The sequence below is a fragment of the Phycicoccus jejuensis genome, assembly GCF_044797865.1.
GTDB lineage: Bacteria > Actinomycetota > Actinomycetes > Actinomycetales > Dermatophilaceae > Phycicoccus > Phycicoccus jejuensis.
The window spans coordinates 3,879,606-3,901,437 of the sequence record NZ_CP085209.1 but is presented as its reverse complement, the minus strand read 5'-3'; the positions used below and the strand labels follow the sequence as shown (position 1 = coordinate 3,901,437).

Genomic DNA, 21,832 nt, shown 5'->3' with positions numbered 1-21,832 from the left:
CCGTGGGATACGTCGACTGGGAGTTCGCGAAGAGCACCGGCCGCACGCTCGTGCCGGCCGGTCCCGTGGTGTCACCGACGCAGGCCAGGGCCGAGGTCGAGGCCATCCGCGCCGCGGCGCGGGCGGCCCGGCAGCCGGTCGCCGAGACCGCCCGGATGCACACGCCCGCCGACGCGCCGGACGCGCTCGTCGTCGACCGGGCGACGTGGATCACCGTCAACGCCGACTCGATGTCGGCCCTGCTCGACCCCGCGGTCGACGCGATCGTCGGCAAGCGCGGCGTGACCCCGGGCGCGACCGCGCAGGCCATCGGCGGCAAGGTGACCGGCGCCGAGGCCGGGGCCCTCCTCGCGTTCATGGCGAGCAAGGTGCTCGGCCAGTACGACATCGCCCCCGGGGGCACCCCGGCGCTGCTGCTCGTGGCGCCCAACCTCGTCGCCACGGCGCGCGAGCTCGGGGTCGACGCCGCCGACTTCCGCGCCTGGGTCTGCATGCACGAGGAGACCCACCGCGTGCAGTTCACGGCGAACCCGTGGCTGCGCGACCACCTCGTCACGCAGGCCCGCCGCCTCGCGGTCGACCTCGCGCCCGACTCCGAGCGCATCCAGGAGATCGTCTCGCGCGTCACCGAGCGGCTGCCCGAGGTCTTCTCCGAGGGCGGCACGGGCATCACGGAGCTCTTCGCGACCCCCGAGCAGCGCGAGCAGCTGGCCCGCGTCACCGCCGTCATGTCCCTCCTCGAGGGCCACGCCGACGTCGTCATGGACGACGTGGGCCCGGCACACATCCCGACCGTCGCCGACATCCGCTCGCGCTTCACGGACCGCCGGCGCGGCTCTGGCGCGCCGGACCGCCTGCTGCGCCGCCTGCTCGGCCTCGAGGCCAAGATGCGCCAGTACCGCGACGGCGCCGCGTTCGTCCGCGGGGTGCAGGAGCAGGTGGGCGTCGACGGCTTCAACGCCGTGTGGACCTCGCCCGAGACCCTGCCGCTGCCGCAGGAGATCGCCGACCCCGCCGCCTGGGTCCGCCGCGTCCACGCCTGACGCGGCGCGCCCCGCCTGCGGCACACTGCCCGGATGACGGGACGCGCGTGGGGCCGCCCGCACGCGGCCGTCGCCGCCGTGCGCTCGGCGGTGCGCGCCGTGCTCGCGGGGTGCGACCCCGGTGACCTCGTCCTCGTGGCGTGCAGCGGCGGCGCCGACTCGACGGCGCTCGCGGACGCCGCCCGGTACGAGGGGGAGCGCGCCGGCCTGCGGGCCGGGGCGGTCGTCGTCGACCACGGGCTCCGGGAGGGCTCGCGCGAGGTCGCCGAGGAGACCGGGGCGCGCCTGCGCTCGCTCGGGCTCGACCCCGTGTCCGTCGCCTCGACGTGGGTGCCGGCCGACGGCCCGGACGGGCTCGAGGCGATGGCCCGGCAGGCCCGCTACCGCGTCCTCGACGATGCCGTGCGCCACCACGGGGCGCGCCTGGTCCTCCTCGGCCACACCCGCGACGACCAGGCCGAGCAGGTGCTCCTCGGCCTGGCCCGGGGCTCCGGCGCGCGCAGCCTCGCCGGGATGCCCGCCGCCCGCGGCCCCTACCGCCGGCCGCTGCTCGGCCTCACCCGGGAGCAGACCCGCGCCGCCTGCACGGCCGAGGGCCTCGCGTGGTGGGAAGACCCGATGAACGAGGACCCGGCCTTCGCGCGGGTGCGCGCCCGCCGCGCCCTGCGCGCCCTCGAGGCCGACCTCGGCCCCGGGCTCGGCGCGGCGCTGGCCCGCAGCGCCGACCTCCTGCGCGAGGACGCCGACCACCTCGATGCCCTCGCCGACGAGGCGGCCGCGACCCTCGGGCCGGGCCCGTGGGCGGCCGACGCGCTCGTGACCCTGCCGCGCGCCGTCCGCACCCGGGTCTGGCGGCGGCTCCTCGTCGCCGCCGGCGCCCCGGCCGGGCAGGTCTCGTCCCGCCACGTCGAGGCCTGCGACCGGCTGCTGACCCACTGGCGCGGGCAGGGCGCGGTCCACGCGCCGGGGGACCTGAGGGTGCAGCGGGTCGACGGCCGGGTGTCCATCGGTCCCCCCGCTCGGGTTGAATAGGGCGCGACCCACCCATCCCCTTCACCAGGAGCCGACGTGGACGCTGCCCACATGGGAGCCGACCTCGAACGAGTCCTCATCACCGAGGACGAGATCCACGCCAAGCTCGAGGAGCTGGCCGGTCTCATCGCCGACGAGTACGCGGGCAAGGACCTCCTCCTCGTCGGGGTCCTCAAGGGCGCCGTCATGGTGATGGCCGACCTCATGCGCGCGCTGCCGATGACCGCGCCGGTCGACTGGATGGCCGTCTCGTCCTACGGCTCCGGGACCAAGAGCAGCGGTGTCGTCCGCATCCTCAAGGACCTCGACACCGACATCAGCGGCCGCCACGTGCTCATCGTCGAGGACATCGTCGACTCCGGCCTCACGCTGTCGTGGATCAAGTCCAACCTCGAGTCGCGCAGCCCCGCCTCGGTCGAGATCTGCACCCTCCTGCGCAAGCCCGAGGCCGCCAAGGTCGAGGTCGACGTCAAGTGGGTCGGCTTCGACATCCCCAACGAGTTCGTCGTCGGCTACGGCCTCGACTACGCGGAGGCCTACCGCGGCCTGCGCGTCGTCGGCACGCTCGCCCCGCACGTCTACAGCTGACCCCCGCGCCCGCCGCCGACCCGTGACCGACCGGGTCCGGGTTCGACGGCGGAACACGAGCGCGGACGGGCTCGTTGCTAGCGTGTACCAGTCCCGGACGGACCGCCCGGGCCACTCTCGACGAGCACCAGGAGGGTGGGGCCCCGCGCCCCGCGACCAGATGGACTTCAAACGCATTCTCCGGGCCCCCGTGTTCTGGGTGCTCGCCGCCCTCGTGCTCCTCCTCCTCGTCTTCACGGTGGGCGGGAACGGCAGCTACACGACGATCACGACGGCCCAGGCCGAGAAGCTCATCACCGACAAGAAGGTCGAGTCGGCGGTCATGAGCACCGACAACGTGCTCACCCTCGACCTCAAGAGCGGCCAGACCTTCTCCGACCCCGAGAAGAAGATCTCCGGCGCCACGCAGGTCCGGGCCGAGTACGTCGACGCCCGCGCCGCGGACCTCGTCGCCGAGCTCAAGTCCAACCTCCCCGACGGCTACGACGACAAGGTCGAGGGCGACAGCGCCTTCTGGACCCTGTTCATCAGCTTCTTCCCCGTGCTCCTGCTCGTCGGTCTCTTCTGGTTCCTCATGACCCAGGCCCAGGGCGGCGGCTCGCGCGTCATGCAGTTCGGCAAGTCGCGCGCCAAGCTCGCGACGAAGGACACCCCCAAGGTCACCTTCGCCGACGTCGCGGGCGCCGACGAGGCCGTCGAGGAGCTCCACGAGATCGTCGAGTTCCTCCGCGAGCCGGCCAAGTTCCTCGCCGTCGGCGCGAAGATCCCCAAGGGCGTGCTGCTCTACGGCCAGCCCGGTACCGGCAAGACCCTCCTCGCGCGCGCCGTCGCCGGCGAGGCGGGTGTGCCGTTCTACTCGATCTCCGGCTCGGACTTCGTCGAGATGTTCGTCGGTGTCGGCGCCAGCCGCGTCCGTGACCTCTTCGAGCAGGCCAAGGCCAACGCCCCCGCCATCGTCTTCGTCGACGAGATCGACGCCGTCGGCCGCCACCGCGGCGCCGGGCTCGGCGGCGGTCACGACGAGCGCGAGCAGACGCTCAACCAGCTGCTCGTCGAGATGGACGGCTTCGACGTCAAGACCAACGTCATCCTCATCGCGGCGACCAACCGCCCCGACATCCTCGACCCGGCGCTGCTGCGCCCGGGCCGCTTCGACCGCCAGATCGCGGTCGAGAACCCCGACATGATCGGCCGCCACCGCATCCTCCAGGTGCACGCGGCGGGCAAGCCGATGGGTGCCAACGTCGACCTCCTCGCCGTCGCGCGGCGCACCCCCGGCATGACCGGTGCCGACCTCGCGAACGTCCTCAACGAGGCGGCGCTGCTCACCGCCCGCGGCGACAAGAAGCTCATCGACGACGAGGTCCTCGACGAGGCCATCGACCGCGTCATCGCCGGCCCGCAGAAGCGCACGCGCATCATGTCGGCCAAGGAGCGCAAGATCACGGCCTACCACGAGGGCGGCCACGCCCTCGTCGCGGCGGGGATGAACCACCTCGACCCGGTGACCAAGGTGACGATCCTGCCGCGCGGCCGGGCCCTCGGCTACACGATGGTCATGCCGGTCGACGACAAGTACTCGACGACCCGCAACGAGATCCTCGACCAGCTCGCTTACGCCCTCGGCGGCCGCGTCGCGGAGGAGATCATCTTCCACGACCCGACCACCGGCGCCGCGAACGACATCGAGAAGGCCACGGCGATGGCCCGCAAGATGGTCACCGAGTTCGGGATGAGCGAGCGCGTCGGCGCGATCAAGCTCGGCCAGAGCCAGGGCGAGCCGTTCCTCGGCCGCGACATGGGGCACCAGCGCGACTACTCCGAGCAGGTCGCCGCGGTCGTCGACGAGGAGGTGCGCAAGCTCATCGACGCCGCGCACGACGAGGCGTGGCACGTCGTCAACGACAACCGCCACATCCTCGACCGCCTCGTCCTCGAGCTCCTCGAGAAGGAGACGCTCAACGCGGCCGAGCTCGCGACGATCTTCGAGGACATCAACAAGCGCCCCCGGCGCCCGCTGTGGCTCTCGAGCGAGCACCGCACCCTCTCCGACATCCCGCCGGTCCTGACGCCGGCCGAGGAGGCCGCCCTCGCCGGGCGCGCCAACGGCTCCGGCGCCCCCCACGGCGCCGTCGTCACCCCGGGCGACCCGGCGACCGAGGCCGCCATCGACGCCCGGGCCCAGGACGGTGCCGGACCCTCGGAGCACCCCGCGTCCGAGACCGTCGAGGTGCCGGAGGGTGGGCGTGTCGAACCCTGACCAGGAGGTCGTCATGACGCAGGACACCAGCACGACGCGACCTCCGGTCGACGTCGCGCGCGCCGAGGCCGCGGTCCGGGAGTTCCTCTACGCCATCGGCGAGGACCCCGACCGCGACGGTCTCCTCGACACCCCGAAGCGGGTGGCCAAGGCCGCGCACGAGCTCTACGCCGGTCTGTGGCAGGACCCCGCCGAGGTGCTGTCGGCGACGTTCCCGATCGAGCACGAGGAGCTCGTGATCGTCCGGGACATCCCGATGTACTCGACGTGCGAGCACCACCTCCTGCCCTTCCACGGCGTCGCGCACATCGGGTACATCCCGGGCACCGACGGCCGCGTGACGGGCCTGTCGAAGCTCGGCCGGCTCGTCGAGGTCTACGCCCGGCGCCCGCAGGTGCAGGAGCAGATCACGACGCAGGTCGCCGACGCGCTCGTCGAGCACCTCGGGGTGCAGGGCGTCATCGTCGTCATCGAGGCGGAGCACCTGTGCATGTCGATGCGCGGTGTGCAGAAGCCGGGCTCGCGGACGATCACCTCCGCGGTGCGCGGGCAGCTGCGCGACGTGGCCACCCGGGCAGAGGCGATGTCGCTGCTGCTCGGCGGGAAGCGGTGACCGGGGCGGTGCCCCTCCCCACCGGCCGGCCCGGCCGGCCGCTGGTCCTCGGCGTCGTCAACGTCACGCCCGACTCCTTCAGCGACGGCGGCGAGTGGTTCCAGCCCGACGACGCCGTCGCGCACGGCCGGCTGCTGCGCGAGCAGGGCGCCGACGTCCTCGACGTCGGCGGTGAGTCCACCCGCCCGGGGGCCGAGCGGCCCTCCGAGGCCGAGGAGCTGCGCCGGGTGCTGCCCGTCGTCGAGGCGCTGGCCGCGGACGGCCCGGTGTCGGTCGACACGATGCGCGCCTCGGTCGCCGCCGCGGCGCTCGACGCCGGCGCCACGCTCGTCAACGACGTCTCCGGCGGCCTCGCCGACTCCGACATGCTGCCGCTGGTCGCGGAGCGCGGCGTCCCCTACGTCGCGATGCACTGGCGCGGCCACAGCGCGGAGATGCAGGACCGCGCCCGGTACGACGACGTCGTCGCCGACGTCGGTCGCGAGCTGCAGGGTCGCCTCGACGCCGCGCTGGCGGCGGGGGTCGACGCCTCGCGGCTCGTCCTCGACCCGGGGTTCGGGTTCGCGAAGCTCGCGGCCCACAACTGGGAGCTGCTGCGCCGCCTCGACGAGGTGCTCGCCCTCGGGCAGCCGGTGCTCGTCGGCACCTCGCGCAAGAAGTTCCTCGGCCTCGTCGGCCGCGAGGGTCGCGCGGAGCGGGCGCCGCTCGAGCGCGACGTCGCGACCGCGGTGACGACCGCGCACGCGGCCGCCCACGGCGCGTGGGGCGTTCGCGTTCATGACGTCGTCGCGGCGGTCGACGCCCTCGACGTCGCGCTGGCCCTGCGCGGCCCCGGGGTCGACGCGTGATCCCCGCCGGCACCTCGCGCGACCGCGTCACCCTCAGCGGGGTGCGCGGGCGCGGGTTCCACGGCGTCTTCGAGCACGAGAAGCGCGAGGGCCAGGAGTTCGTCGTCGACGTCGAGATCGCCGTCGACCTGGCGCCGGCCGGTCGTACCGACGACCTCGGCGACACCGTCAACTACGGCGAGATCGGCGCCGCGACCCTGGCCCGCATCGAGGGCGAGCCGTTCGACCTCATCGAGCGGCTCGCCGAGGTCGTCGCACAGGACGCGTTGCGGCACACCGCCGTCGACGAGGTGGTCGTCACCGTGCACAAGCCGCAGGCGCCGGTCGGCGTGCCGTTCGGCGACGTCACCGTCCGGGTCGTGCGCCACCGGGAGCCGGTGCCGGTCGTCGTCGCGGTGGGGGCCAACCTGCCACACGGCGCCAGCGCGCCCGCCGACACCGTGCGCTCGGCCCTCGAGGCGCTGGCCCACCACCCCGCCGTGCACGGGCTGCAGGCCTCCGGCGTCGTCGGCACCGACCCGGTCGGCGGGCCCGAGCAGCCGCGCTACGCCAACGCCGTCGCGACGATGCGCACCTCGCTCTCGCCGGCGTCCTTCCTGCGCGAGCTGCACCGGCTCGAGGCCGCGTTCGACCGGGTGCGCGATGTGCGGTGGGGCGCCCGCACCCTCGACCTCGACCTCGTCCAGTACGGCGACCCGGCCGACGGCACCGACGTGACGTCCGACCGACCGCACCTGCAGCTCCCCCACCCGCGGGCGCACGAGCGCGGCTTCGTGCTCGCGCCCTGGCACGACGCCGACCCGTCGGCGGTGCTGCGGCACGACGGCGGCGTCGTCCCCGTGGCCGACCTGCTGACGGGTCTCGACACCTCCGACATCACGCCGCTGCACGAGGAGACCTCTTGAGCCGCAACGGCATCCGCCTGCAGGTGCTGGCCCTCGTCGCGCTCGTCACGGCAGTGGTCGGCTGGCTGGTGGCCTTCGTCGTCACCCGCGACGGCACGCTGCTGCAGCGTCCCCCGTGGGCGGCCGGCGTCCTGCTCGTCGTCATGGGTGGGCTCGTGCTCTGGCTGGCCCGCCCGGTCCGGCGCCACGTGCGCAGCGGCCACCGCACGTCGGTCGAGGCGCTGCGGGCGGCGCGGACCGTCGTCCTCGCCCAGGCAGCGGCGCTGACCGGGGCCGCGGCCGCCGGCTGGTACCTCGGGCAGCTCGCGAGCCTGCTCGGCGACCTCTCGCTCGTCGCCAACCGCGACCGGCTGCTCGTCTTCGGCCTCATGCTGCTGGCCTCGGTGCTGCTCGTCGTCGCCGGGATGGTGGCGCAGGCGTGGTGCCGCATCGACCGCGACGACGACGAGGACCGCCCGGGCCAGGCCGACGAGCCCGCGCCCCACCACTGACGCTGCGCCCCGCCCCGCCCCGCTCCCACCGCCGCCCCGCTCCCGCCGCCGCCCCCGTCCCGTGCAGCAATCGTCGAATGTGACGGTTCCTGCACACCGGCCCGAGGCCCCGTGCGAGGAGGTCAGGCGAGGTCGGCCCAGAGGACCCAGTTGCCCTCGTAGTGGCCGCGCGCGAGGGGCGTGCGGGGGTCGCACGTGATGAGCCGCAGGAGCGGCTCCGGGTTGCCCGCATCCCAGATGGTGTCGTCGGTCGGGGTCTGCTGCTTGGGCATCCCGGCGGAGCGGCGCACGACGAAGCGGACGACGTCGCCGGAGTCGTAGCGCACGCTGACCGTGTCCCCACGGCGGGCCTGGGGGAGGCGGCGGAAGACGTCGGGGCCGTTGCCCGGGGTGCCGACGTGCCCGGCGAGGATGGCGGCGCCGGGGTGGCCGGGCCGGGGCCAGCCGGGCTCGTCGTACCAGCCGACGACGCCGCCCGGCGGGGAGAGGACGCCGCGCTCGTCGAGGCCGACGGGGCGCACGGGCGCGTCGACGAGCGTGGTGCCGTCGCCGCGCACGAGGACCACCCGGTCCGGTGAGCCGGCGGGGTCGCGGGACGCCCGGGGAGTCGCGGCCGCGGTCGGGGAGGGCGTGGGGGTCGGAGTCGTGAGCGCCACCGGGCTCGGGGCGGCCGTGGGCTGCGCCGGGGCGGGCGAGGGCGCCGGTGAGCGCAGACGGCCGCCGCAGCCGGTCAGCACGCCGACGCCGAGGAGCCCCGCCGCGAGCAGGCTGCGGCGGGAGGCTCCCGGGGGTCCGGCGGGCACGGGCCTCAGTGGCGCCGGGTGGCGGCCGAGCGCAGGCTGCGCGCGCCGAGGGCCGCGGCGGTCAGGGCGGCGGCACCGAGGAGCGCGGCGGGCAGGAGCGGGGTGCCCTCGTCCTCGGGTGCGTCGGTCTGCACCAAGCCGGGGCGCACCGGCGAGGCGGTCGTGCTCGGGTCGGCGGTCGCGGTCTCGGTCGAGTTGCCGTCGGGTCGGCCTCCACCACGAAGGTGTCGACACCGACGTCACCCTCCTCGACGAGTCGGCACCGCAGGCCGAGGTCGGGGCCGTCCGTCGTGGAGGCGTCGGAGACCGAGAGGTTCAGCTCGGTGAACACCAGGACGTTGGTGCCGAGAGGCGTGCCCAGCCCCACGCTCGCGTGTCGTCCTCGAAGGGCAGTGTCATCGGTCCGGTGGCCGGCACCGCCGTCTCGGGGAGGGCGGCGTCGAAGAGGTCCTCGGTGTCGCGCTTGTCGGCGATGGAGAACAGGACGGACCCGCCGCCCTGGACGCTCTCGACGCCCCGCCCCTGAGGCCGGCGCCCCCGCCCCGTGCGTCAATCGACGAAAGCGTCGATTCCTGCACACGGATGGCTGGGCTGACGGGTCTCGCGGGTGCGCAGGAACTGACGAATGTGTCGACTTTCGTACACCGGCGGACGACCCGCCACGCCGCGGCTCCCCCGGTGGCTACTTGTCGACGTCGCCGACGACGAAGAACATCGACCCGAGCACGGCGACCATGTCGGCGACGAGGCAGCCGGGCAGCACCTCGGTGAGCACCTGCACGTTGTTGAACGACGCCGAGCGCAGCTTGAGGCGCCACGGCGTCTTCTCGCCGCGTGAGACGAGGTGGTACCCGTTGAGCCCCAACGGGTTCTCGGTCGCCGTGTACCGCTCGCCCTCCGGCACCTTGAGCACCTTGGGCAGGCGCTGGTTGACGGGCCCGGGCGGCAGGGTCCGCAGCCGGTCGAGGCAGGCGTCGGCGAGGTCGAGGCTGACGTGCACCTGCTCGAGCAGCACCTCGAGCCGGGCCAGGCAGTCGCCCTCGGTGCGGGTGACGACCCGGCCGGGGCCCCCGGGCGCGAAGAGCTCGGCGTAGGCGAGGTAGGGGTCGTCGCGGCGCAGGTCGAGGTCGACGCCGCTCGCGCGGGCGATGGGGCCCGAGACGCCGTACGCGTGGACGGTCGCGGGGTCGAGCACCCCGACGCCACGGGTGCGGGCGAGGAGGATCTCGTTGCCGACGAGCAGCGACTCGAGCTCGGGCAGTCGGCGGCGAACGGCATCGACCGCGTCGGCGACCCGGCCGAGCCAGCCGGCCGGGACGTCCTCCTTGAGGCCGCCGACCCGGTTGAACATGTAGTGCATCCGGCCGCCGGAGGCCTCCTCCATGACGGCCTGCAGCTCCTCGCGCTCGCGGAACGCGTAGAAGACGGGCGTGATGGCGCCGAGCTCGAGCGGGTAGGAGCCGAGGAACATCAGGTGGTTGAGCACCCGGTTGAGCTCGGCGAGCAGCGTGCGCAGCCAGACCGCGCGCTCGGGCACCTCCATCCCGAGCATCGCCTCGACACCGAGCACGACCCCGAGCTCGTTGGAGAACGCGGACAGCCAGTCGTGGCGGTTCGCGAGGACGGTGATCTGCCGGTAGTCGCGGACCTCGAAGAGCTTCTCGGCCCCGCGGTGCATGTAGCCGACGACCGGCTCGGCGGCGACGATGCGCTCGCCGTCGAGGACGACCTTGAGCCGGAGCACCCCATGCGTCGCCGGGTGCTGCGGACCGATGTTGAGCACCATGTCGGCCGTCGCGAGCCCGCCGGCCCCGACCGCGACGTCGAGGGCACGTGGCGCGTGCTGCTCGGTGGGGGGGGCGGGGCTCACGCGGCCAGTCTGCCGCACGCCCGGCGGGGTCATCCGGCCCGCACGCGGGCGAGCACCCAGCGGAAGCCGCCGAGCCCGCTCGGGTCGGTCAGCGCGGTGAGCGCCGACGTGCCCGCCAGCGCCGCGAGGTAGCCGGCCGGGTCGGTGCGGGACAGGCCGTGGTCGGGCACCAGGGGGCGGCCGAGGAGACGGTGCAGGGCCTCCCGCTGGGTCGTCAGCTCGTCGTGCCGGAGCGAGTCGACCGCGACGTGCGCGGTGACGTCGCACGAGCCGTCGGGCACCGGGTCGTCGACGACGACGCCGTCGCGGTAGCCGACGAGGGTGCCGCCGTCCGGACGGTTCTCACGCGTGTGGCCGTAGTCGACGGCGAGCACCGCCCCGCGCCGGACGCGAGCGAGCAGGTCGGCCCAGGCGCGGTCGCGCGCCAGCCCGACCTCGACGCGGTCGCCGGGGGCCGCGTCGTCCGTGGGCCAGTGGGCCGCGCACCATGCGGCGTCGGCGGGGTCGAGCGGGCCGCCGAGGGACTCCTCGCCCGAGCGGGGGTCGACGAGCACCGTGCGCAGCCGGCCGGACTCGTCGACCTCGGCGACCGTGCAGGGCACGACGTCGAGCCACTCGTGGGCGACGACGAGGACCCCGTCCAGGTCCTGCAGCGCGTCGGGCAGCGCCGCGCCGCCGGGCGAGGCCGTCCATTCGACGGCGGCGGGCAGGGAGGCGGGCCGGCCGACGACGTCGATGCCGGTGAGCCGCAGGTCCGGCCGGTGCGCGTCCAGCGCCCCGAGGAGCTCGCCGCGACCGGCGCCGAGGTCGACGACGTGGGTCGCTCCCTCGGCGTCCGCGAGGTGGGCCAGGGCCTGCGCGAGGACGGCGCCGGGCCCGCCGTGCGCCGAGGTCGTGAAGTGGCCGGCCGGTCCCTCGGGTCGCCGATAGAAGCCGTCCGGGCCGTAGAGCGCGTCCTGCCACGCGTCACGCCACGGCACGGGGTCCACCCGCCGCACGCTACCGGTGCGCGACGGCGGTAGCGTGCGACGGGTGGACGGCCTCGAGCACCCTGCCCGCCTCACCGTCGGCGTCGTCGGCGCCGGCCGCGTGGGGGCGGTCCTCGGGGCGGCGCTCGCCCGCGCCGGCCACCGGGTGACGGGTGCCTACGCCGTCTCGGACGCGAGCCGCGACCGCGCCGAGAGCCTCCTGCCCGGCGTCCCGGTCGCCGACGTCCCCACCGTCGTGGAGGGGGCCGAGCTCGTGCTGCTCGCCGTCCCCGACGACGCCCTCGGGCACCTCGTCCGTGGGCTCGCGGCCACGGGGGCGTGGCAGGCCGGCCAGCTCGTCGTCCACACGAGCGGGCGGCACGGCACGACCGTCCTCGAGCCGGTCCGCGAGCACCACGCGATGCCGCTCGCGCTCCATCCGGCGATGACGTTCACCGGCACGGCGATGGACCTCGACCGGCTCGTCGACTGCGCCTTCGGGGTGACCGCCGACGAGGCGCTGCGGCCGGTCGCCGAGGCCCTCGTCCTCGAGATGGGTGGCACCCCCGTCTGGGTCCCGGAGGAGGACCGGCTCGCGTACCACGCGGCCCTCGCCCACGGCGCGAACCACCTCGTCACCCTGACCGCCGAGGCGATGGAGGTGCTCGCGCGCGCCGGCGTGCCGGACCCCCGGGCGGTCCTCGCCCCGCTCATGCACGCCGCCCTCGACAACGCCCTGCGGATGGGTGACGCCGCGCTCACCGGGCCCGTCGCGCGCGGGGACGTCGGGACCGTGGCGGACCACCTGCGCGAGCTGGACCGGACGGCGCCCGAGGTCCGACGCACCTACGTCGCGCTCGCCCGGGCGACCGCGCTGCGGGCGCTCGACAGCGGGCGCCTGTCGCCCGCCGCCGCCGAGCCGCTGCTCGGTGTCCTCGGCACGGAGTGAGCGTGGGCGTGGTCACGCCGGGCCTCCCGCCCGTCCCGTCCGCGTGTGGGTGCGCAAGGATGCGGGCATGACGTCGCAGTCGACCGACACCCGTGCCGTCCCGACGGTCGCGATGACCCGCGAGGAGCTCAAGGCCGCGCGCGAGGCCCTGCCCAGCCGGGACGTCGCGGTGGTCATGACGATGGGGGCCCTGCACGAGGGGCACGCGCAGCTCATCCGCGCCGCCCGGCAGCGCCACGACCACGTCGTCGTGACGATCTTCCTCAACCCGCTCCAGTTCGGGCCGAAGGAGGACCTCTCGCGCTACCCGCGCACCTTCGACGACGACATGGCGATCTGCACCGCCGCGGGTGTCGACGTCGTCTTCGCGCCGACGCCCGACGTCGTCTACCCCGACGGTGACCCGGGGGTCCGCATCTCGGCCGGCCCGCTCGGCGAGCTGCTCGAGGGGGCCTCGCGCCCCGGGCACTTCGACGGCGTGCTCACCGTCGTCGGCAAGCTGCTGCACCTCACGGCTGCCCGGAGCGCGTACTTCGGCCAGAAGGACGCCCAGCAGCTGCTCCTCATCCGGCGGATGGTGCGTGACCTCGACGTGCCGGTCGACGTCGTGTCGGTGCCGACCGTCCGCGAGGGCGACGGCCTCGCGATGAGCAGCCGCAACACCTACCTCACCCCGTCCGACCGCGAGGTCGCGCGCTGCCTGAGCCGTGCGCTGCGCGCCGGCGCCGACGCCGCGCCCTTCGGCCCGTCGGCGGTCCGGCGGGCGGCGCGCGAGGTGCTCGTCGAGGAGCCGCTGGCCCTCGTCGACTACCTCGTGCTCGTCCACCCGCACACGCTCGCCGACGTGCCCGAGTGGTACCGGGGCGAGGCGCTCCTCGCCGTCGCCGCGCGCATCGGCACGACCCGGCTCATCGACAACACCCCGCTCGTCGTCGGGCCGGGGGGCGGGGCCGTCGACGTCTTCTCCGACGTCCCGCACGCCCGCGCCGATGTCTGAGCCCGCGCCGGTCGCGGGGGAGGCCGCGGACCCCGTGGTGCTGCCCGGCTCGCCGCTGCTCCCCCGCCGCCTCGCCGCACCCGCCCCGGGCTGGACGGTCGAGGCCGACGTGGTCGTCGTCGGGTCGGGCATCGCCGGGCTCACCTGTGCGCTGCGGCTGCGCGAGCGGGTCGAGCGCGTGCTCCTCGTGACGAAGACGGTGCTGTCGGCGGGCTCGACCACCTGGGCGCAGGGCGGCATCGCCGCGGCCTTGCACCCCGAGGACACCCCGCAGGAGCACCTCGACGACACCCTCGTCGCCGGCGTCGGGCTCTGCGACGTCGAGGCGGTCCGGGCGCTGGTCACCGAAGGGCCCGACCGCGTCCGCGAGCTCGTCGCCCTCGGTGCCGAGTTCGACCGCGACGCCGGCGGCGACATCAAGCTGACGCGCGAGGGCGGGCACCACCGCGACCGCATCGCGCACGCCGGGGGTGACGCCACCGGCGCCGAGATCTCGCGGGCGCTCATCGCCGCGCTGCGGGCCGTCGTCGACGACCCCGGCATCGAGGTCGTCGAGCACGCGCTCGTCGTCGACCTCCTGACCGACGCCGAGGGGGCGGTGGGCGGCGTGACGCTCCACGTCATCGGCGAGGGCCAGGTCGACGGCGTGGGGGCCGCGCGGGCGCGCGCGGTGGTGCTCGCGACCGGGGGACTCGGCCAGATCTACACCTCGACGACCAACCCGCCAGTCGCGACGGGTGACGGGATGGCGGCCGCCCTGCGCGCCGGCGCCCGCACCACCGACCTCGAGTTCGTGCAGTTCCACCCGACGGTCCTCTTCCTCGGCGAGGGCTCGACCGGCCAGCAGCCGCTCATCTCCGAGGCCGTGCGCGGCGAGGGCGCCTTCCTCGTCGACGACCGCGGCGAGCGGTTCATGGTCGGGCGGCACGAGCTCGCCGACCTCGCGCCGCGCGACGTCGTGGCGCGCGGGATCCTCGACGTCATGGGGGAGCGCGGGCTGGCCCACGTCTGGCTCGACGCTCGGCACCTCGGCGGCGACTTCCTGGAGGAGCGCTTCCCGTCCATCGTCGCCCGGTGCCGCGAGCTCGGGTTCGACCCCGCGACCGAGCTGCTGCCGGTCGCACCGGCGCAGCACTACGCCTCCGGCGGGGTCGAGACCGACCTGCGCGGGCGGACCTCCCTCGAGGGCCTCTACGCCTGCGGCGAGGTCTCGTGCACCGGTGTGCACGGGGCGAACCGCCTCGCCTCCAACTCGCTGCTGGAGGGCCTCGTCTTCGCCCACCGCATCGCGGACGACGTGACCCAGCGCCTCGCGGCCGGCGACCTCCCGTGGCGCGAGCTGAACGACGACGAGGACGGTGGCGCCGACCTGCTCGACTCCTCCGAGCGGATCTCGGTGCAGCGCAGCATGACCCGTGGATGCGGCCCGCTGCGCAGCGCGGTGTCGACGGTGGAGACGCTGCGCGAGCTCGAGGCCCTCTCGACCGTGGCGGCGAGCGACGCCGAGCCGGGTCCGCGCACCTGGGAGACGACCAACCTCCTGCACCTCGGGCAGGCGCTTGCGCTCCTGGCCCACCGGCGCGAGGAGACGCGCGGCGGGCACGTGCGCACCGACGTCCCGCGACGCGACGACGAGCGCTGGCTCGTGCACCAGTCCGTCGTGCGGGCTGCCGACGGACGGCTCGACGTGCTCGAGCGCCCCGCCCTCGACCCCCTCGGAGGACCCCTGTGAGCGACCTCGGCTTCCCCCTCGACGACGCCCGGCTCGTCGTCGAGCGCGCGCTCGACGAGGACCTCGGCACGTCGGGCTCCGGTGGGCGCGACGTGACCACGCTGTCCACGATCCCCGCCGAGCAGCGGTCCGTGGCGCACGTCGTGGCCCGCGCGGGCGGCGTCCTCGCCGGGCTGCCGGTCGCCGCGCTCGTGTGCGAGGCGGTGGCCCGCAGGCTCGGGACGGGTGCCGTCGAGGTCGAGGAGCACGTGGCCGACGGGGCGCGCATCGCCCGCGGCGACCACCTCGCGACGCTGCGGGGGTCGACCCGGACGACGCTCGTCGCCGAGCGGACCCTGCTCAACGTCCTCTCCCGGACCTCGGGCGTCGCGACGCACACCCGGCGGTGGGCCGACGCCCTCGACGGCACCGGCGCGACCGTGCTCGACACCCGGAAGACCACCCCGGGTTTGCGCGCGCTCGAGAAGTACGCGGTGCGCTGCGGCGGCGGCACGAACAAGCGGATGGGCCTGTACGACGTCGCGATGATCAAGGACAACCACAAGCTCGCGGCCGGTGGGCTGGGGGCGGCCTACGCGGCGGTGCGGAACGCCTACCCCGACGTCGAGGTGCAGGTCGAGGTGACGACGACGGCCGAGGCGCTGGAGTCGGTGGCGGTCGGCGCCCGGTTCCTCCTCTGCGACAACATGTCCCCGGACCTGCTGCGGGCGACGGTCGAGGCCGTCCGCGCCACCAGTGAGATGGTCGAGCTCGAGGCCACCGGAGGACTGACGCTCGAGGTGGTGCGCGAGTACGCCGAGACCGGGGTCGACTACCTGTCGGTCGGGGGGCTGACGCACTCCTCGCCGATCGTCGACATCGCCCTCGACCTCGACCCGTCGGACGCCTGACGCGTCAGGCGCGGGGCCACTCGCGCACCACGACGCACACCGTCGTCGCGTCGAGCATCGCGAACTCCCGCGCGCCCCAGGGGCGCAGGGTGGGGCTCGGCAGGTTGGGGTGCAGCAGGTCCGGGCGCCGCGCGGCGTCGTCCGCGAACACGGCGTCGAGGTCGTCGGTCTCGAGGCCGAGCTCGGGACGCTCGCTGTGGGCCGCGGCCTCGGCGTTCTCGGCGAGCTGGATCTTCGCGCCGTCCCGCTCCAGCACGACGAAGCCGCCGTCGCGGTGCACGACCTCCATTCGCAGGCCGCCGACGAACAGGTCGAGACCGACCTCGAGGTCGGCGTAGAAGACGGTCGCCACGAACCGGGTCAGCATCCCGCCAGTCTGCGGGCGGAGCAGGCCTTACGGAAGACCTAGGCTCGGTGGATGCGCCACGAGCTCGCCGTCCAGCACGGCCCCGAGGACGACCGGATGCGCCCCGGCGCCGCCTACCGGCTGATGACGTCGGCCGTCGTGCCGCGGCCCATCGCGTGGGTGAGCAGCCGGTCCGCCGACGGCGTCGACAACCTGGCGCCGCACTCGTTCTTCACCGTCGTCAGCACCGACCCGGCGATGCTCGCGTTCACCTCGGTCGGTCGCAAGGACACGCTGAACAACATCGAGGCCACCGGCGAGTTCGTCGTCAACGTCGCGCCCGGCCCGCTGTTCGAGGTCGTCAACGCGACGAGTGCGGACTACCCGCCGGAGGTCGGCGAGTTCGACGCCGAGGGCGTGGCGCGCGAGCCGTCGCTGACCGTCGCGCCGCCCCGCGTCGCGGGGTCGCCGGTCGCCTTCGAGTGCCGGCTGCACGAGGTGCGCCCGACCGGCAACTGCTTCGTCGTCGTCGGGCTCGTCCTGCACGCGGCCGTCGACGCCTCGGTCGCCGCCAGCGACGACATGGTGCGCCGTCCGCACGTGGACATCGATGCGCTGCAGCCCTGGTCGCGCCTCGGCGCCGACGAGTGGGGCCTGCTCGGCGAGATCCGCGAGATCGAGCGGCCGAGGTACGACGGCTGATGGCGACGCCCGACTTCATCGTCTCGCTCCGGCGCTCGGTCGGTCACGAGCTGTTGTGGCTGCCCGGCATCACGGCGGTCGTGCTGCGCGGCGACGACGTGCTGCTCGTCCGCCGCGCCGACACTGGGGAGTGGACGCCGGTCACGGGCATCTGCGACCCCGGCGAGCACCCGGCGACGACCGCCGTGCGGGAGTGTCTCGAGGAGACCGGCGTCCGCTGCGAGGTCGAGCTCCTCGCGTGGGTCGACGTCACGCCGGTCATCGAGTACCCGAACGGTGACCGGTCGCAGCACGTCGACCACACCTTCCGCTGCCGCTGGCTCGGCGGGGACGCGCACGTCGCCGACGACGAGTCGTCGGAGGTCGCGTGGTTCGCGCTGCGGGCGCTGCCGCACATGGCCGCGGACCACCACGAGCGCATCCGCACCGCCGTCGCGCACACCGGCCCCACCCGCCTCACCTGACCCCTCCTCCCCGCGAACGCGTGTGAAACCGCCGGAGGACCCCGGCGAGTTCACACACGTTCGGGGAGAAGTGGGGGAGGGGTCGAGGTCAGGAGCGGCGCCAGCGGAGGGCCACGGCGTAGTCGACCTCGAGCCCCTCGTGCTCGGCGAGGACGGCGTCGGCGGGCCCGGGCGGCAGCTCGATGCGGACGACCGCCTCGAGGTCCTCGCGCCGGTCGAAGGTCCACCGGATGGTCAGCGCCTGCGTCGTGAAGCCCTGCCGGTCCCAGAAGCGCTGCACGGCGACGGGGTCGTAGGCGGGGTAGGCGCGTGCGAACCACCCGCCGAAGGTCGAGCGCGTCGCGTCGTTGTCGACGAGGCAGGCGACCCCGCCGGGCCGCAGGACGCGCTCCAGCTCGGCGAGCCCCGGCTCGCACCCGGCGCCGAAGAAGTACGCCCATCGTGCGTGCACGACGTCGACGGAGGCGTCGGCCACCGGCAGCGCCTCGGCGCTCCCCGCCACGACCCGGGCGCGGGACCCCTTGGCCCGCAGCCGGTTCGCTGCCCGGCGGACGAGCGGGAGATACGGCTCCACACCCAGCACGGTCGCGCCGCGCTCCGCGAACCGGGGCAGGTGGAACCCGGTGCCGCAGCCGACGTCGACGAGCACCGCCCCGCGCAGGGGGTGCAGCGCGGCGATCGCGGCGTCGATGACGCCGGCCCGGTCGGACGCGAGGTTCTCGAGCTCGTAGACCTCGGGGGTGTCCCAGATGTTCGGGCTGCGGATGGCCCGCCCGGACCCGCTCACCCCTCGCGGCGTCCCCGCGCCGGCCGGGCGGCCACCGGGTGCGCCGGCTCGTTCGCGCCGTCCTCGTCACCGGGCAGGGCGTTGGTGCCCCGGCGGCGCTTGACCCGCTCGCGCCGGCCCCCGATGGTCCCGGCCTCGGCCGTGGCGGGGTGGACGAGCAGCGGGATGAGCTTGCGGGCGCCGGCCGACTGCGCGTGGCGGACGACGGCGAGGTGCGCCTCGCAGCGGACGACGAGCTCGTCGTAGCCGGCCTGCCCCATGAGGGCGACGAGCTCGGCGTGGCTGCTGCGGTAGACCGGCTCCCGCCCGACGTGCGCCTCGGGGTTGGAGGAGCAGTACCAGTCGAGGTCGTGCCCGCCGGGGCCCCAGCCGCGGCGCGTGTACTCGGCGATGGTCACCTCGAGGTACGAGGTGTCGTCGGGCTGCTCGACCGTCCGGTACGAGCGGCGGATCGGCAGCTGCCAGCAGACGTCGGGCTTGACCTCGTGGGGCTGCTGGCCGGTGAGGACCGCGTGCTGGTGGAGCGCGCACCCGGCCCCGGCGGGGAAGCCCGGCCGGTTGAGGAAGATGCAGGCACCGTCGACGACCTTGGTCTTGCGGTCGCCCTCGTCGTCGACCTCGGTCCACGCCGAGCGCCGGGCCGGGCTCTTGTCGCCGCGCTTGCCGTGCCCCGGGTGGTGCTGCCACTCGTCCTCGCCGAGCTCGGCGACGACGGCGCGGACGCGCTCGAGGTCGTCGTCGTCGGTGAAGTGCGCGCCGAGGGTGCAGCACCCGTCGTCGGGCCGGTCGGCGTAGATGCCGCGGCAGCCGGAACCGAAGATGCAGCTCCAGCTCGAGGTCAGCCAGGTGAGGTCGACCAGGAAGCGCTGCCCCGGGTCGTCGGGGTCGGCGAACTCGGCCCAGGTGCGGGGGATGTCGAGGGACGCTTCGGGCACGCGCCCACCCTATGCACGGTCGGCCGCGGGATGGGCGCGGTGGGGCCGCGTCACCCCGCAGCGGCTACCTTGTGCCCATGCGCCTCGGGGTCGTCGACGTCGGTTCGAACACCGTCCACCTCCTCGTCGTCGACGCCCATCCCGGGGCCCAGCCGCTGCCGGCGAGCAAGCACAAGATCGACCTGCGCCTGTCCGAGCACGTCACCGACGAGGGCCTCATCGCCGACGAAGGCGGCGACGCGCTCGCCGACTTCGTCGCGGAGTGCCTCGGCGTCGCCGAGGACCAGGGCGTCGAGGACCTGCGCGGCTTCGTGACGAGCGCGGTCCGCGAGGCCCCGAACGGCACGGAGGTGCTCGCCCACGTCGCCGAGCGCACCGGCGTCCGGCTCGACGTCCTGACGGGCGAGGAGGAGGCCCGGCTGACCTTCCTCGCGGTCCGCCGGTGGTTCGGCTGGTCGGCCGGCACGCTGCTCGTCGCCGACATCGGCGGCGGTTCGCTCGAGCTCGCGATGGGGATGGACGAGGAGCCCGACGTCGCGATCTCGGTCCCCCTCGGCGCCGGCCGCGTGACACGAGACCTCCTGCCGGGCGACCCGCCCTCGCCCGACGACCTGCGCGAGGCCCGCCGCCGGGTGCGCGCCACCATCGCCGCCGAGCTGCGGCCGCTCGCCAAGGCCGGCGCCCCCGACCTCGCCGTCGGCACGAGCAAGTCGATGCGCTCGCTCGCCCGCATCTGCGGCGCCGCGCCGAGCTCCGAGGGGATGTACGCGCGCCGGCTCCTGCCGCGCGAGGCGCTGCTCGAGTGGCTCCCGAGGATCGCCGCCATGACCGCGCGCGAGCGGGCGGAGCTGCCCGGGGTGTCGGCCTCGCGCTCGCGGCAGGTCCTCGCCGCGGCCGTCGTCGCCGACGCCACGATGGACCTGCTCGGTCTCGAGGCCCTCGAGATCTGCCCGTGGGCGCTGCGCGAGGGCATCCTCCTGCGCCACCTCGACCGGATGCAGTGACCGTGCCGGGCCCGCGCACCCCGCGCCGCCGCCGACCGGCGGCGCCGCGGGTCGCGCTCTCGACGTCGTCGGTCTACCCGCTCGGCTGCGCCGCGGCCTTCGCCACGGCGGCCCGGCTGGGTTACGACGGGGTCGAGGTCATGGTGTGGACGGACCCAGTGACCCGCGAGGCCGGGGCGCTGCGCCGGCTCGTGGAGCACCACGGCGTGCCGGTCGTCTCGGTGCACGCGCCGACGCTGCTCGTGACCCAGCGGGTGTGGGGGACCGACCCGTGGGAGAAGGTCGACCGCTCGCTCGACCTCGCCGCGGAGCTCGGCGCCGGCACGGTCGTGCTCCACCCGCCCTTCCGCTGGCAGCGCGACTACGCCCGGGGCTTCGCGGACGGGGTGGCGCTGCGCGAGGAGCGCACCGGGCTGCGGCTGGCCGTCGAGAACATGTACCCGTGGAAGGCGGGGGCCCGCTCGCGCGAGGTGGAGGCCTACCTGCCGCACTGGGACCCGGTGGCCCAGCCCTACGACCACGTGACGCTCGACCTGTCGCACACCGCGACCGCGGGCTCGGACGCGCTGTCGATGGCTGCCGACCTCGGACCCCGGCTCGTCCACCTGCACCTCGCGGACGGCTCCGGGGCGCCCCGCGACGAGCACCTCGTGCCCGGACGGGGCACCCAGCCCTGCGGCGAGGTGCTGGAGGCCCTCGCGACGCGGGGGTTCGCGGGCGACGTCGTCGTCGAGGTCTCGACCCGCCGGGCCGACGACGAGCGCCGCGACCTCGACCTCGCGGAGTCGCTGGCCTTCGCCCGGCTGCACCTCGCCCCGGTGCCCTCCTGAGCAGAGGGACCGGGGCTGCGCGCGGGCGGCGGCGGTCGGTCAGCCCGAGGTGCCGACCGACGAGACGACGAGCTGCGGCGAGCCGCCGGTCGAGCCCTGGCAGGCCTGGACGGACTGCTCGACGAACGCGGCCTCGGTCGACCCGGGCGGGTAGACCCGGAACCCGTCCGCCGTCGTCGGGGCGCAGCTGCGCTGGGGGTAGTTGCCCGCGTCGGCGACCTGCAGGAGGGAGGTCGTCGAGCGGCCCGGGGCGAGGGTGACCGTGCGTGCCGTGCCGGTGCGCTCGGCGGCGGCCCCGAGCTGCGTGCCGTCACCCTCGCCGACGAAGGACACCCCCGGGAAGCCGTCGAGGACACAGCTGCGGGACCCGGTGTTGCGGAAGCTGATCAGCAGGTAGGTGCTGCCGGCCGCCGCGCCGCCGGACGGGCTGCGGACGCCGACGTCGAGCGAGCCGATCGGGCACCGACCGACCCGGCCGGTCGACGAGGTCGACGTCGTGGAGGCGCCGGAGCCGGAGGAGGTCGTCGGCGACGAGCCGCCGGTGGAGGTGGCGGAGCTCGACGGCCTGGAGCCCGTGGAGGAGGTGCTCGGCGAGGCCGACGGGTCGGCGCTGCTGGTCTCGCTCGGGCTGCCGGACAGGCCCGTGGAGGCGCTGCCGGAGGACTCGAGGCCGTTGCCGCAGGCGGTGAGGCCGAGGGCGGCGACCAGGGCGGTCGCCGCGAGGACGGGACGGAGGCGTCGTGTGCTCATGCCGACGACGCTAGGACGGCGAGGT

General features: G+C 75.1%; 24 protein-coding genes. 16 read left to right on the top strand and 8 right to left on the bottom strand.

Annotated features, from left to right (window positions below; translation table 11 throughout):
• Positions 1 to 2 precede the first annotated feature (2 nt).
• The 8 genes from LG324_RS18560 to LG324_RS18525 all read left to right on the top strand — a co-directional run bounded on the left by LG324_RS18560 (position 3) and on the right by LG324_RS18525 (position 7,780).
• Positions 3 to 1,043 carry a zinc-dependent metalloprotease gene (locus LG324_RS18560; protein WP_207022439.1) on the top strand — a complete coding sequence of 347 codons (1,041 nt, stop codon included), beginning with the start codon at positions 3 to 5 and terminating at the stop codon, positions 1,041 to 1,043.
• A gap of 33 nt (positions 1,044 to 1,076) precedes the next feature.
• Positions 1,077 to 2,075, top strand: coding sequence for a tRNA lysidine(34) synthetase TilS (tilS, locus tag LG324_RS18555; RefSeq protein ID WP_404350326.1), 999 nt, complete (start codon positions 1,077 to 1,079; stop codon positions 2,073 to 2,075).
• Positions 2,076 to 2,126: 51 nt separating this feature from the next.
• Entirely contained in the window at positions 2,127 to 2,663 is a 537-nt protein-coding gene (hpt, locus tag LG324_RS18550; protein WP_157577342.1) for a hypoxanthine phosphoribosyltransferase, read from the top strand.
• 160 nt (positions 2,664 to 2,823) lie between these two features.
• Positions 2,824 to 4,923 carry an ATP-dependent zinc metalloprotease FtsH gene (gene ftsH, locus LG324_RS18545; protein WP_030526641.1) on the top strand — a complete coding sequence of 700 codons (2,100 nt, stop codon included), beginning with the start codon at positions 2,824 to 2,826 and terminating at the stop codon, positions 4,921 to 4,923.
• 13 nt (positions 4,924 to 4,936) lie between these two features.
• Complete coding sequence (gene folE, locus LG324_RS18540) at positions 4,937 to 5,536, top strand: GTP cyclohydrolase I FolE (RefSeq protein WP_036828937.1); 600 nt, start codon at positions 4,937 to 4,939, stop codon at positions 5,534 to 5,536.
• 8 nt (positions 5,537 to 5,544) lie between these two features.
• Entirely contained in the window at positions 5,545 to 6,384 is an 840-nt protein-coding gene (gene folP, locus LG324_RS18535; RefSeq protein ID WP_404350323.1) for a dihydropteroate synthase, read from the top strand.
• Positions 6,381 to 7,289 carry a 2-amino-4-hydroxy-6-hydroxymethyldihydropteridine diphosphokinase gene (gene folK / locus LG324_RS18530; RefSeq protein ID WP_404350321.1) on the top strand — a complete coding sequence of 303 codons (909 nt, stop codon included), beginning with the start codon at positions 6,381 to 6,383 and terminating at the stop codon, positions 7,287 to 7,289. The genes folP and folK overlap by 4 nt, the downstream gene beginning before the upstream one ends.
• The gene (locus LG324_RS18525; protein ID WP_404350319.1) at positions 7,286 to 7,780 is read left to right on the top strand and encodes a DUF3180 domain-containing protein; all 495 of its coding nucleotides are present in this window, start codon (positions 7,286 to 7,288) and stop codon (positions 7,778 to 7,780) included. Before folK ends, LG324_RS18525 begins: the two co-directional genes overlap by 4 nt.
• Before the next feature lie 122 nt (positions 7,781 to 7,902).
• On the opposite strand, the gene LG324_RS18520 is transcribed toward LG324_RS18525, so the two are convergent.
• The 4 genes from LG324_RS18520 to LG324_RS18505 all read right to left on the bottom strand — a co-directional run bounded on the left by LG324_RS18520 (position 7,903) and on the right by LG324_RS18505 (position 11,442).
• Positions 7,903 to 8,583, bottom strand: a complete 681-nt coding sequence (locus LG324_RS18520) for a class F sortase (protein WP_404350317.1) — start codon at positions 8,581 to 8,583, stop codon at positions 7,903 to 7,905.
• Between the two features lie 5 nt (positions 8,584 to 8,588).
• Positions 8,589 to 8,732, bottom strand: coding sequence for a hypothetical protein (locus tag LG324_RS18515; RefSeq protein WP_404350315.1), 144 nt, complete (start codon positions 8,730 to 8,732; stop codon positions 8,589 to 8,591).
• A 533-nt stretch (positions 8,733 to 9,265) separates the two neighbouring features.
• Complete coding sequence (locus tag LG324_RS18510) at positions 9,266 to 10,369, bottom strand: NADH-quinone oxidoreductase subunit D (protein WP_404353163.1); 1,104 nt, start codon at positions 10,367 to 10,369, stop codon at positions 9,266 to 9,268.
• Between the two features lie 113 nt (positions 10,370 to 10,482).
• On the bottom strand, positions 10,483 to 11,442 hold the full coding sequence (locus LG324_RS18505; protein WP_404350313.1) for an SAM-dependent methyltransferase: 960 nt from the start codon (positions 11,440 to 11,442) through the stop codon (positions 10,483 to 10,485).
• A gap of 43 nt (positions 11,443 to 11,485) precedes the next feature.
• Here LG324_RS18505 and LG324_RS18500 point away from each other — a divergent pair, with 43 nt between their 5' ends.
• The 4 genes from LG324_RS18500 to nadC all read left to right on the top strand — a co-directional run bounded on the left by LG324_RS18500 (position 11,486) and on the right by nadC (position 15,989).
• Positions 11,486 to 12,370 (top strand): Rossmann-like and DUF2520 domain-containing protein, encoded by an 885-nt coding sequence (locus tag LG324_RS18500; RefSeq protein WP_030526649.1) that lies wholly within the window; start codon positions 11,486 to 11,488, stop codon positions 12,368 to 12,370.
• 67 nt (positions 12,371 to 12,437) lie between these two features.
• Positions 12,438 to 13,367: a pantoate--beta-alanine ligase gene (gene panC, locus LG324_RS18495; RefSeq protein ID WP_404350311.1), complete on the top strand. Its 930-nt coding sequence runs from the start codon at positions 12,438 to 12,440 to the stop codon at positions 13,365 to 13,367.
• Complete coding sequence (locus tag LG324_RS18490; RefSeq protein WP_404350309.1) at positions 13,360 to 15,099, top strand: L-aspartate oxidase; 1,740 nt, start codon at positions 13,360 to 13,362, stop codon at positions 15,097 to 15,099. Before panC ends, LG324_RS18490 begins: the two co-directional genes overlap by 8 nt.
• Positions 15,096 to 15,989, top strand: coding sequence for a carboxylating nicotinate-nucleotide diphosphorylase (gene nadC, locus LG324_RS18485; RefSeq protein ID WP_404350307.1), 894 nt, complete (start codon positions 15,096 to 15,098; stop codon positions 15,987 to 15,989). The genes LG324_RS18490 and nadC overlap by 4 nt, the downstream gene beginning before the upstream one ends.
• Before the next feature lie 4 nt (positions 15,990 to 15,993).
• On the opposite strand, the gene LG324_RS18480 is transcribed toward nadC, so the two are convergent.
• A complete protein-coding gene (locus LG324_RS18480) occupies positions 15,994 to 16,356 on the bottom strand; it encodes a hypothetical protein (RefSeq protein WP_404350305.1) in 363 nt (120 codons plus the stop codon).
• A gap of 51 nt (positions 16,357 to 16,407) precedes the next feature.
• Here LG324_RS18480 and LG324_RS18475 point away from each other — a divergent pair, with 51 nt between their 5' ends.
• Entirely contained in the window at positions 16,408 to 17,037 is a 630-nt protein-coding gene (locus tag LG324_RS18475) for a flavin reductase family protein (RefSeq protein ID WP_404350303.1), read from the top strand.
• A complete protein-coding gene (locus tag LG324_RS18470; protein ID WP_404350301.1) occupies positions 17,037 to 17,501 on the top strand; it encodes an NUDIX hydrolase in 465 nt (154 codons plus the stop codon). Before LG324_RS18475 ends, LG324_RS18470 begins: the two co-directional genes overlap by 1 nt.
• An 88-nt stretch (positions 17,502 to 17,589) precedes the next feature.
• Here the strand turns inward: LG324_RS18470 and LG324_RS18465 are convergent, their stop codons facing one another.
• Positions 17,590 to 18,288 carry a class I SAM-dependent methyltransferase gene (locus LG324_RS18465; protein ID WP_207022453.1) on the bottom strand — a complete coding sequence of 233 codons (699 nt, stop codon included), beginning with the start codon at positions 18,286 to 18,288 and terminating at the stop codon, positions 17,590 to 17,592.
• Positions 18,285 to 19,223, bottom strand: a complete 939-nt coding sequence (locus LG324_RS18460) for a hypothetical protein (protein ID WP_404350299.1) — start codon at positions 19,221 to 19,223, stop codon at positions 18,285 to 18,287. The genes LG324_RS18465 and LG324_RS18460 overlap by 4 nt, the downstream gene beginning before the upstream one ends.
• A gap of 77 nt (positions 19,224 to 19,300) precedes the next feature.
• Here LG324_RS18460 and LG324_RS18455 point away from each other — a divergent pair, with 77 nt between their 5' ends.
• Together LG324_RS18455 and LG324_RS18450 are read left to right on the top strand one after the other, a co-directional pair.
• A complete protein-coding gene (locus LG324_RS18455; protein ID WP_404350296.1) occupies positions 19,301 to 20,227 on the top strand; it encodes a Ppx/GppA family phosphatase in 927 nt (308 codons plus the stop codon).
• 2 nt (positions 20,228 to 20,229) lie between these two features.
• Positions 20,230 to 21,057 carry a sugar phosphate isomerase/epimerase family protein gene (locus LG324_RS18450; protein WP_404350293.1) on the top strand — a complete coding sequence of 276 codons (828 nt, stop codon included), beginning with the start codon at positions 20,230 to 20,232 and terminating at the stop codon, positions 21,055 to 21,057.
• Between the two features lie 39 nt (positions 21,058 to 21,096).
• On the opposite strand, the gene LG324_RS18445 is transcribed toward LG324_RS18450, so the two are convergent.
• Positions 21,097 to 21,807, bottom strand: coding sequence for a DUF4232 domain-containing protein (locus tag LG324_RS18445; RefSeq protein WP_404350290.1), 711 nt, complete (start codon positions 21,805 to 21,807; stop codon positions 21,097 to 21,099).
• Positions 21,808 to 21,832: the final 25 nt, after the last annotated feature.

What these genes read in the sequence shown, in the direction of transcription:
- tilS (WP_404350326.1), top strand. Translation starts at nt 1,077, where the DNA reads ATGACGGGACGCGCGTGGGGCCGCCCGCACGCGGCCGTCGCCGCCGTG.
- hpt (WP_157577342.1), top strand. Translation starts at nt 2,127, where the DNA reads ATGGGAGCCGACCTCGAACGAGTCCTCATCACCGAGGACGAGATCCAC.
- ftsH (WP_030526641.1), top strand. Translation starts at nt 2,824, where the DNA reads ATGGACTTCAAACGCATTCTCCGGGCCCCCGTGTTCTGGGTGCTCGCC.
- folE (WP_036828937.1), top strand. Translation starts at nt 4,937, where the DNA reads ATGACGCAGGACACCAGCACGACGCGACCTCCGGTCGACGTCGCGCGC.
- LG324_RS18510 (WP_404353163.1), bottom strand. Translation starts at nt 10,369, where the DNA reads ATGGTGCTCAACATCGGTCCGCAGCACCCGGCGACGCATGGGGTGCTC.
- panC (WP_404350311.1), top strand. Translation starts at nt 12,438, where the DNA reads ATGACGTCGCAGTCGACCGACACCCGTGCCGTCCCGACGGTCGCGATG.
- LG324_RS18490 (WP_404350309.1), top strand. Translation starts at nt 13,360, where the DNA reads ATGTCTGAGCCCGCGCCGGTCGCGGGGGAGGCCGCGGACCCCGTGGTG.
- LG324_RS18480 (WP_404350305.1), bottom strand. Translation starts at nt 16,356, where the DNA reads ATGCTGACCCGGTTCGTGGCGACCGTCTTCTACGCCGACCTCGAGGTC.
- LG324_RS18475 (WP_404350303.1), top strand. Translation starts at nt 16,408, where the DNA reads ATGCGCCACGAGCTCGCCGTCCAGCACGGCCCCGAGGACGACCGGATG.
- LG324_RS18470 (WP_404350301.1), top strand. Translation starts at nt 17,037, where the DNA reads ATGGCGACGCCCGACTTCATCGTCTCGCTCCGGCGCTCGGTCGGTCAC.
- LG324_RS18455 (WP_404350296.1), top strand. Translation starts at nt 19,301, where the DNA reads ATGCGCCTCGGGGTCGTCGACGTCGGTTCGAACACCGTCCACCTCCTC.
- LG324_RS18445 (WP_404350290.1), bottom strand. Translation starts at nt 21,807, where the DNA reads ATGAGCACACGACGCCTCCGTCCCGTCCTCGCGGCGACCGCCCTGGTC.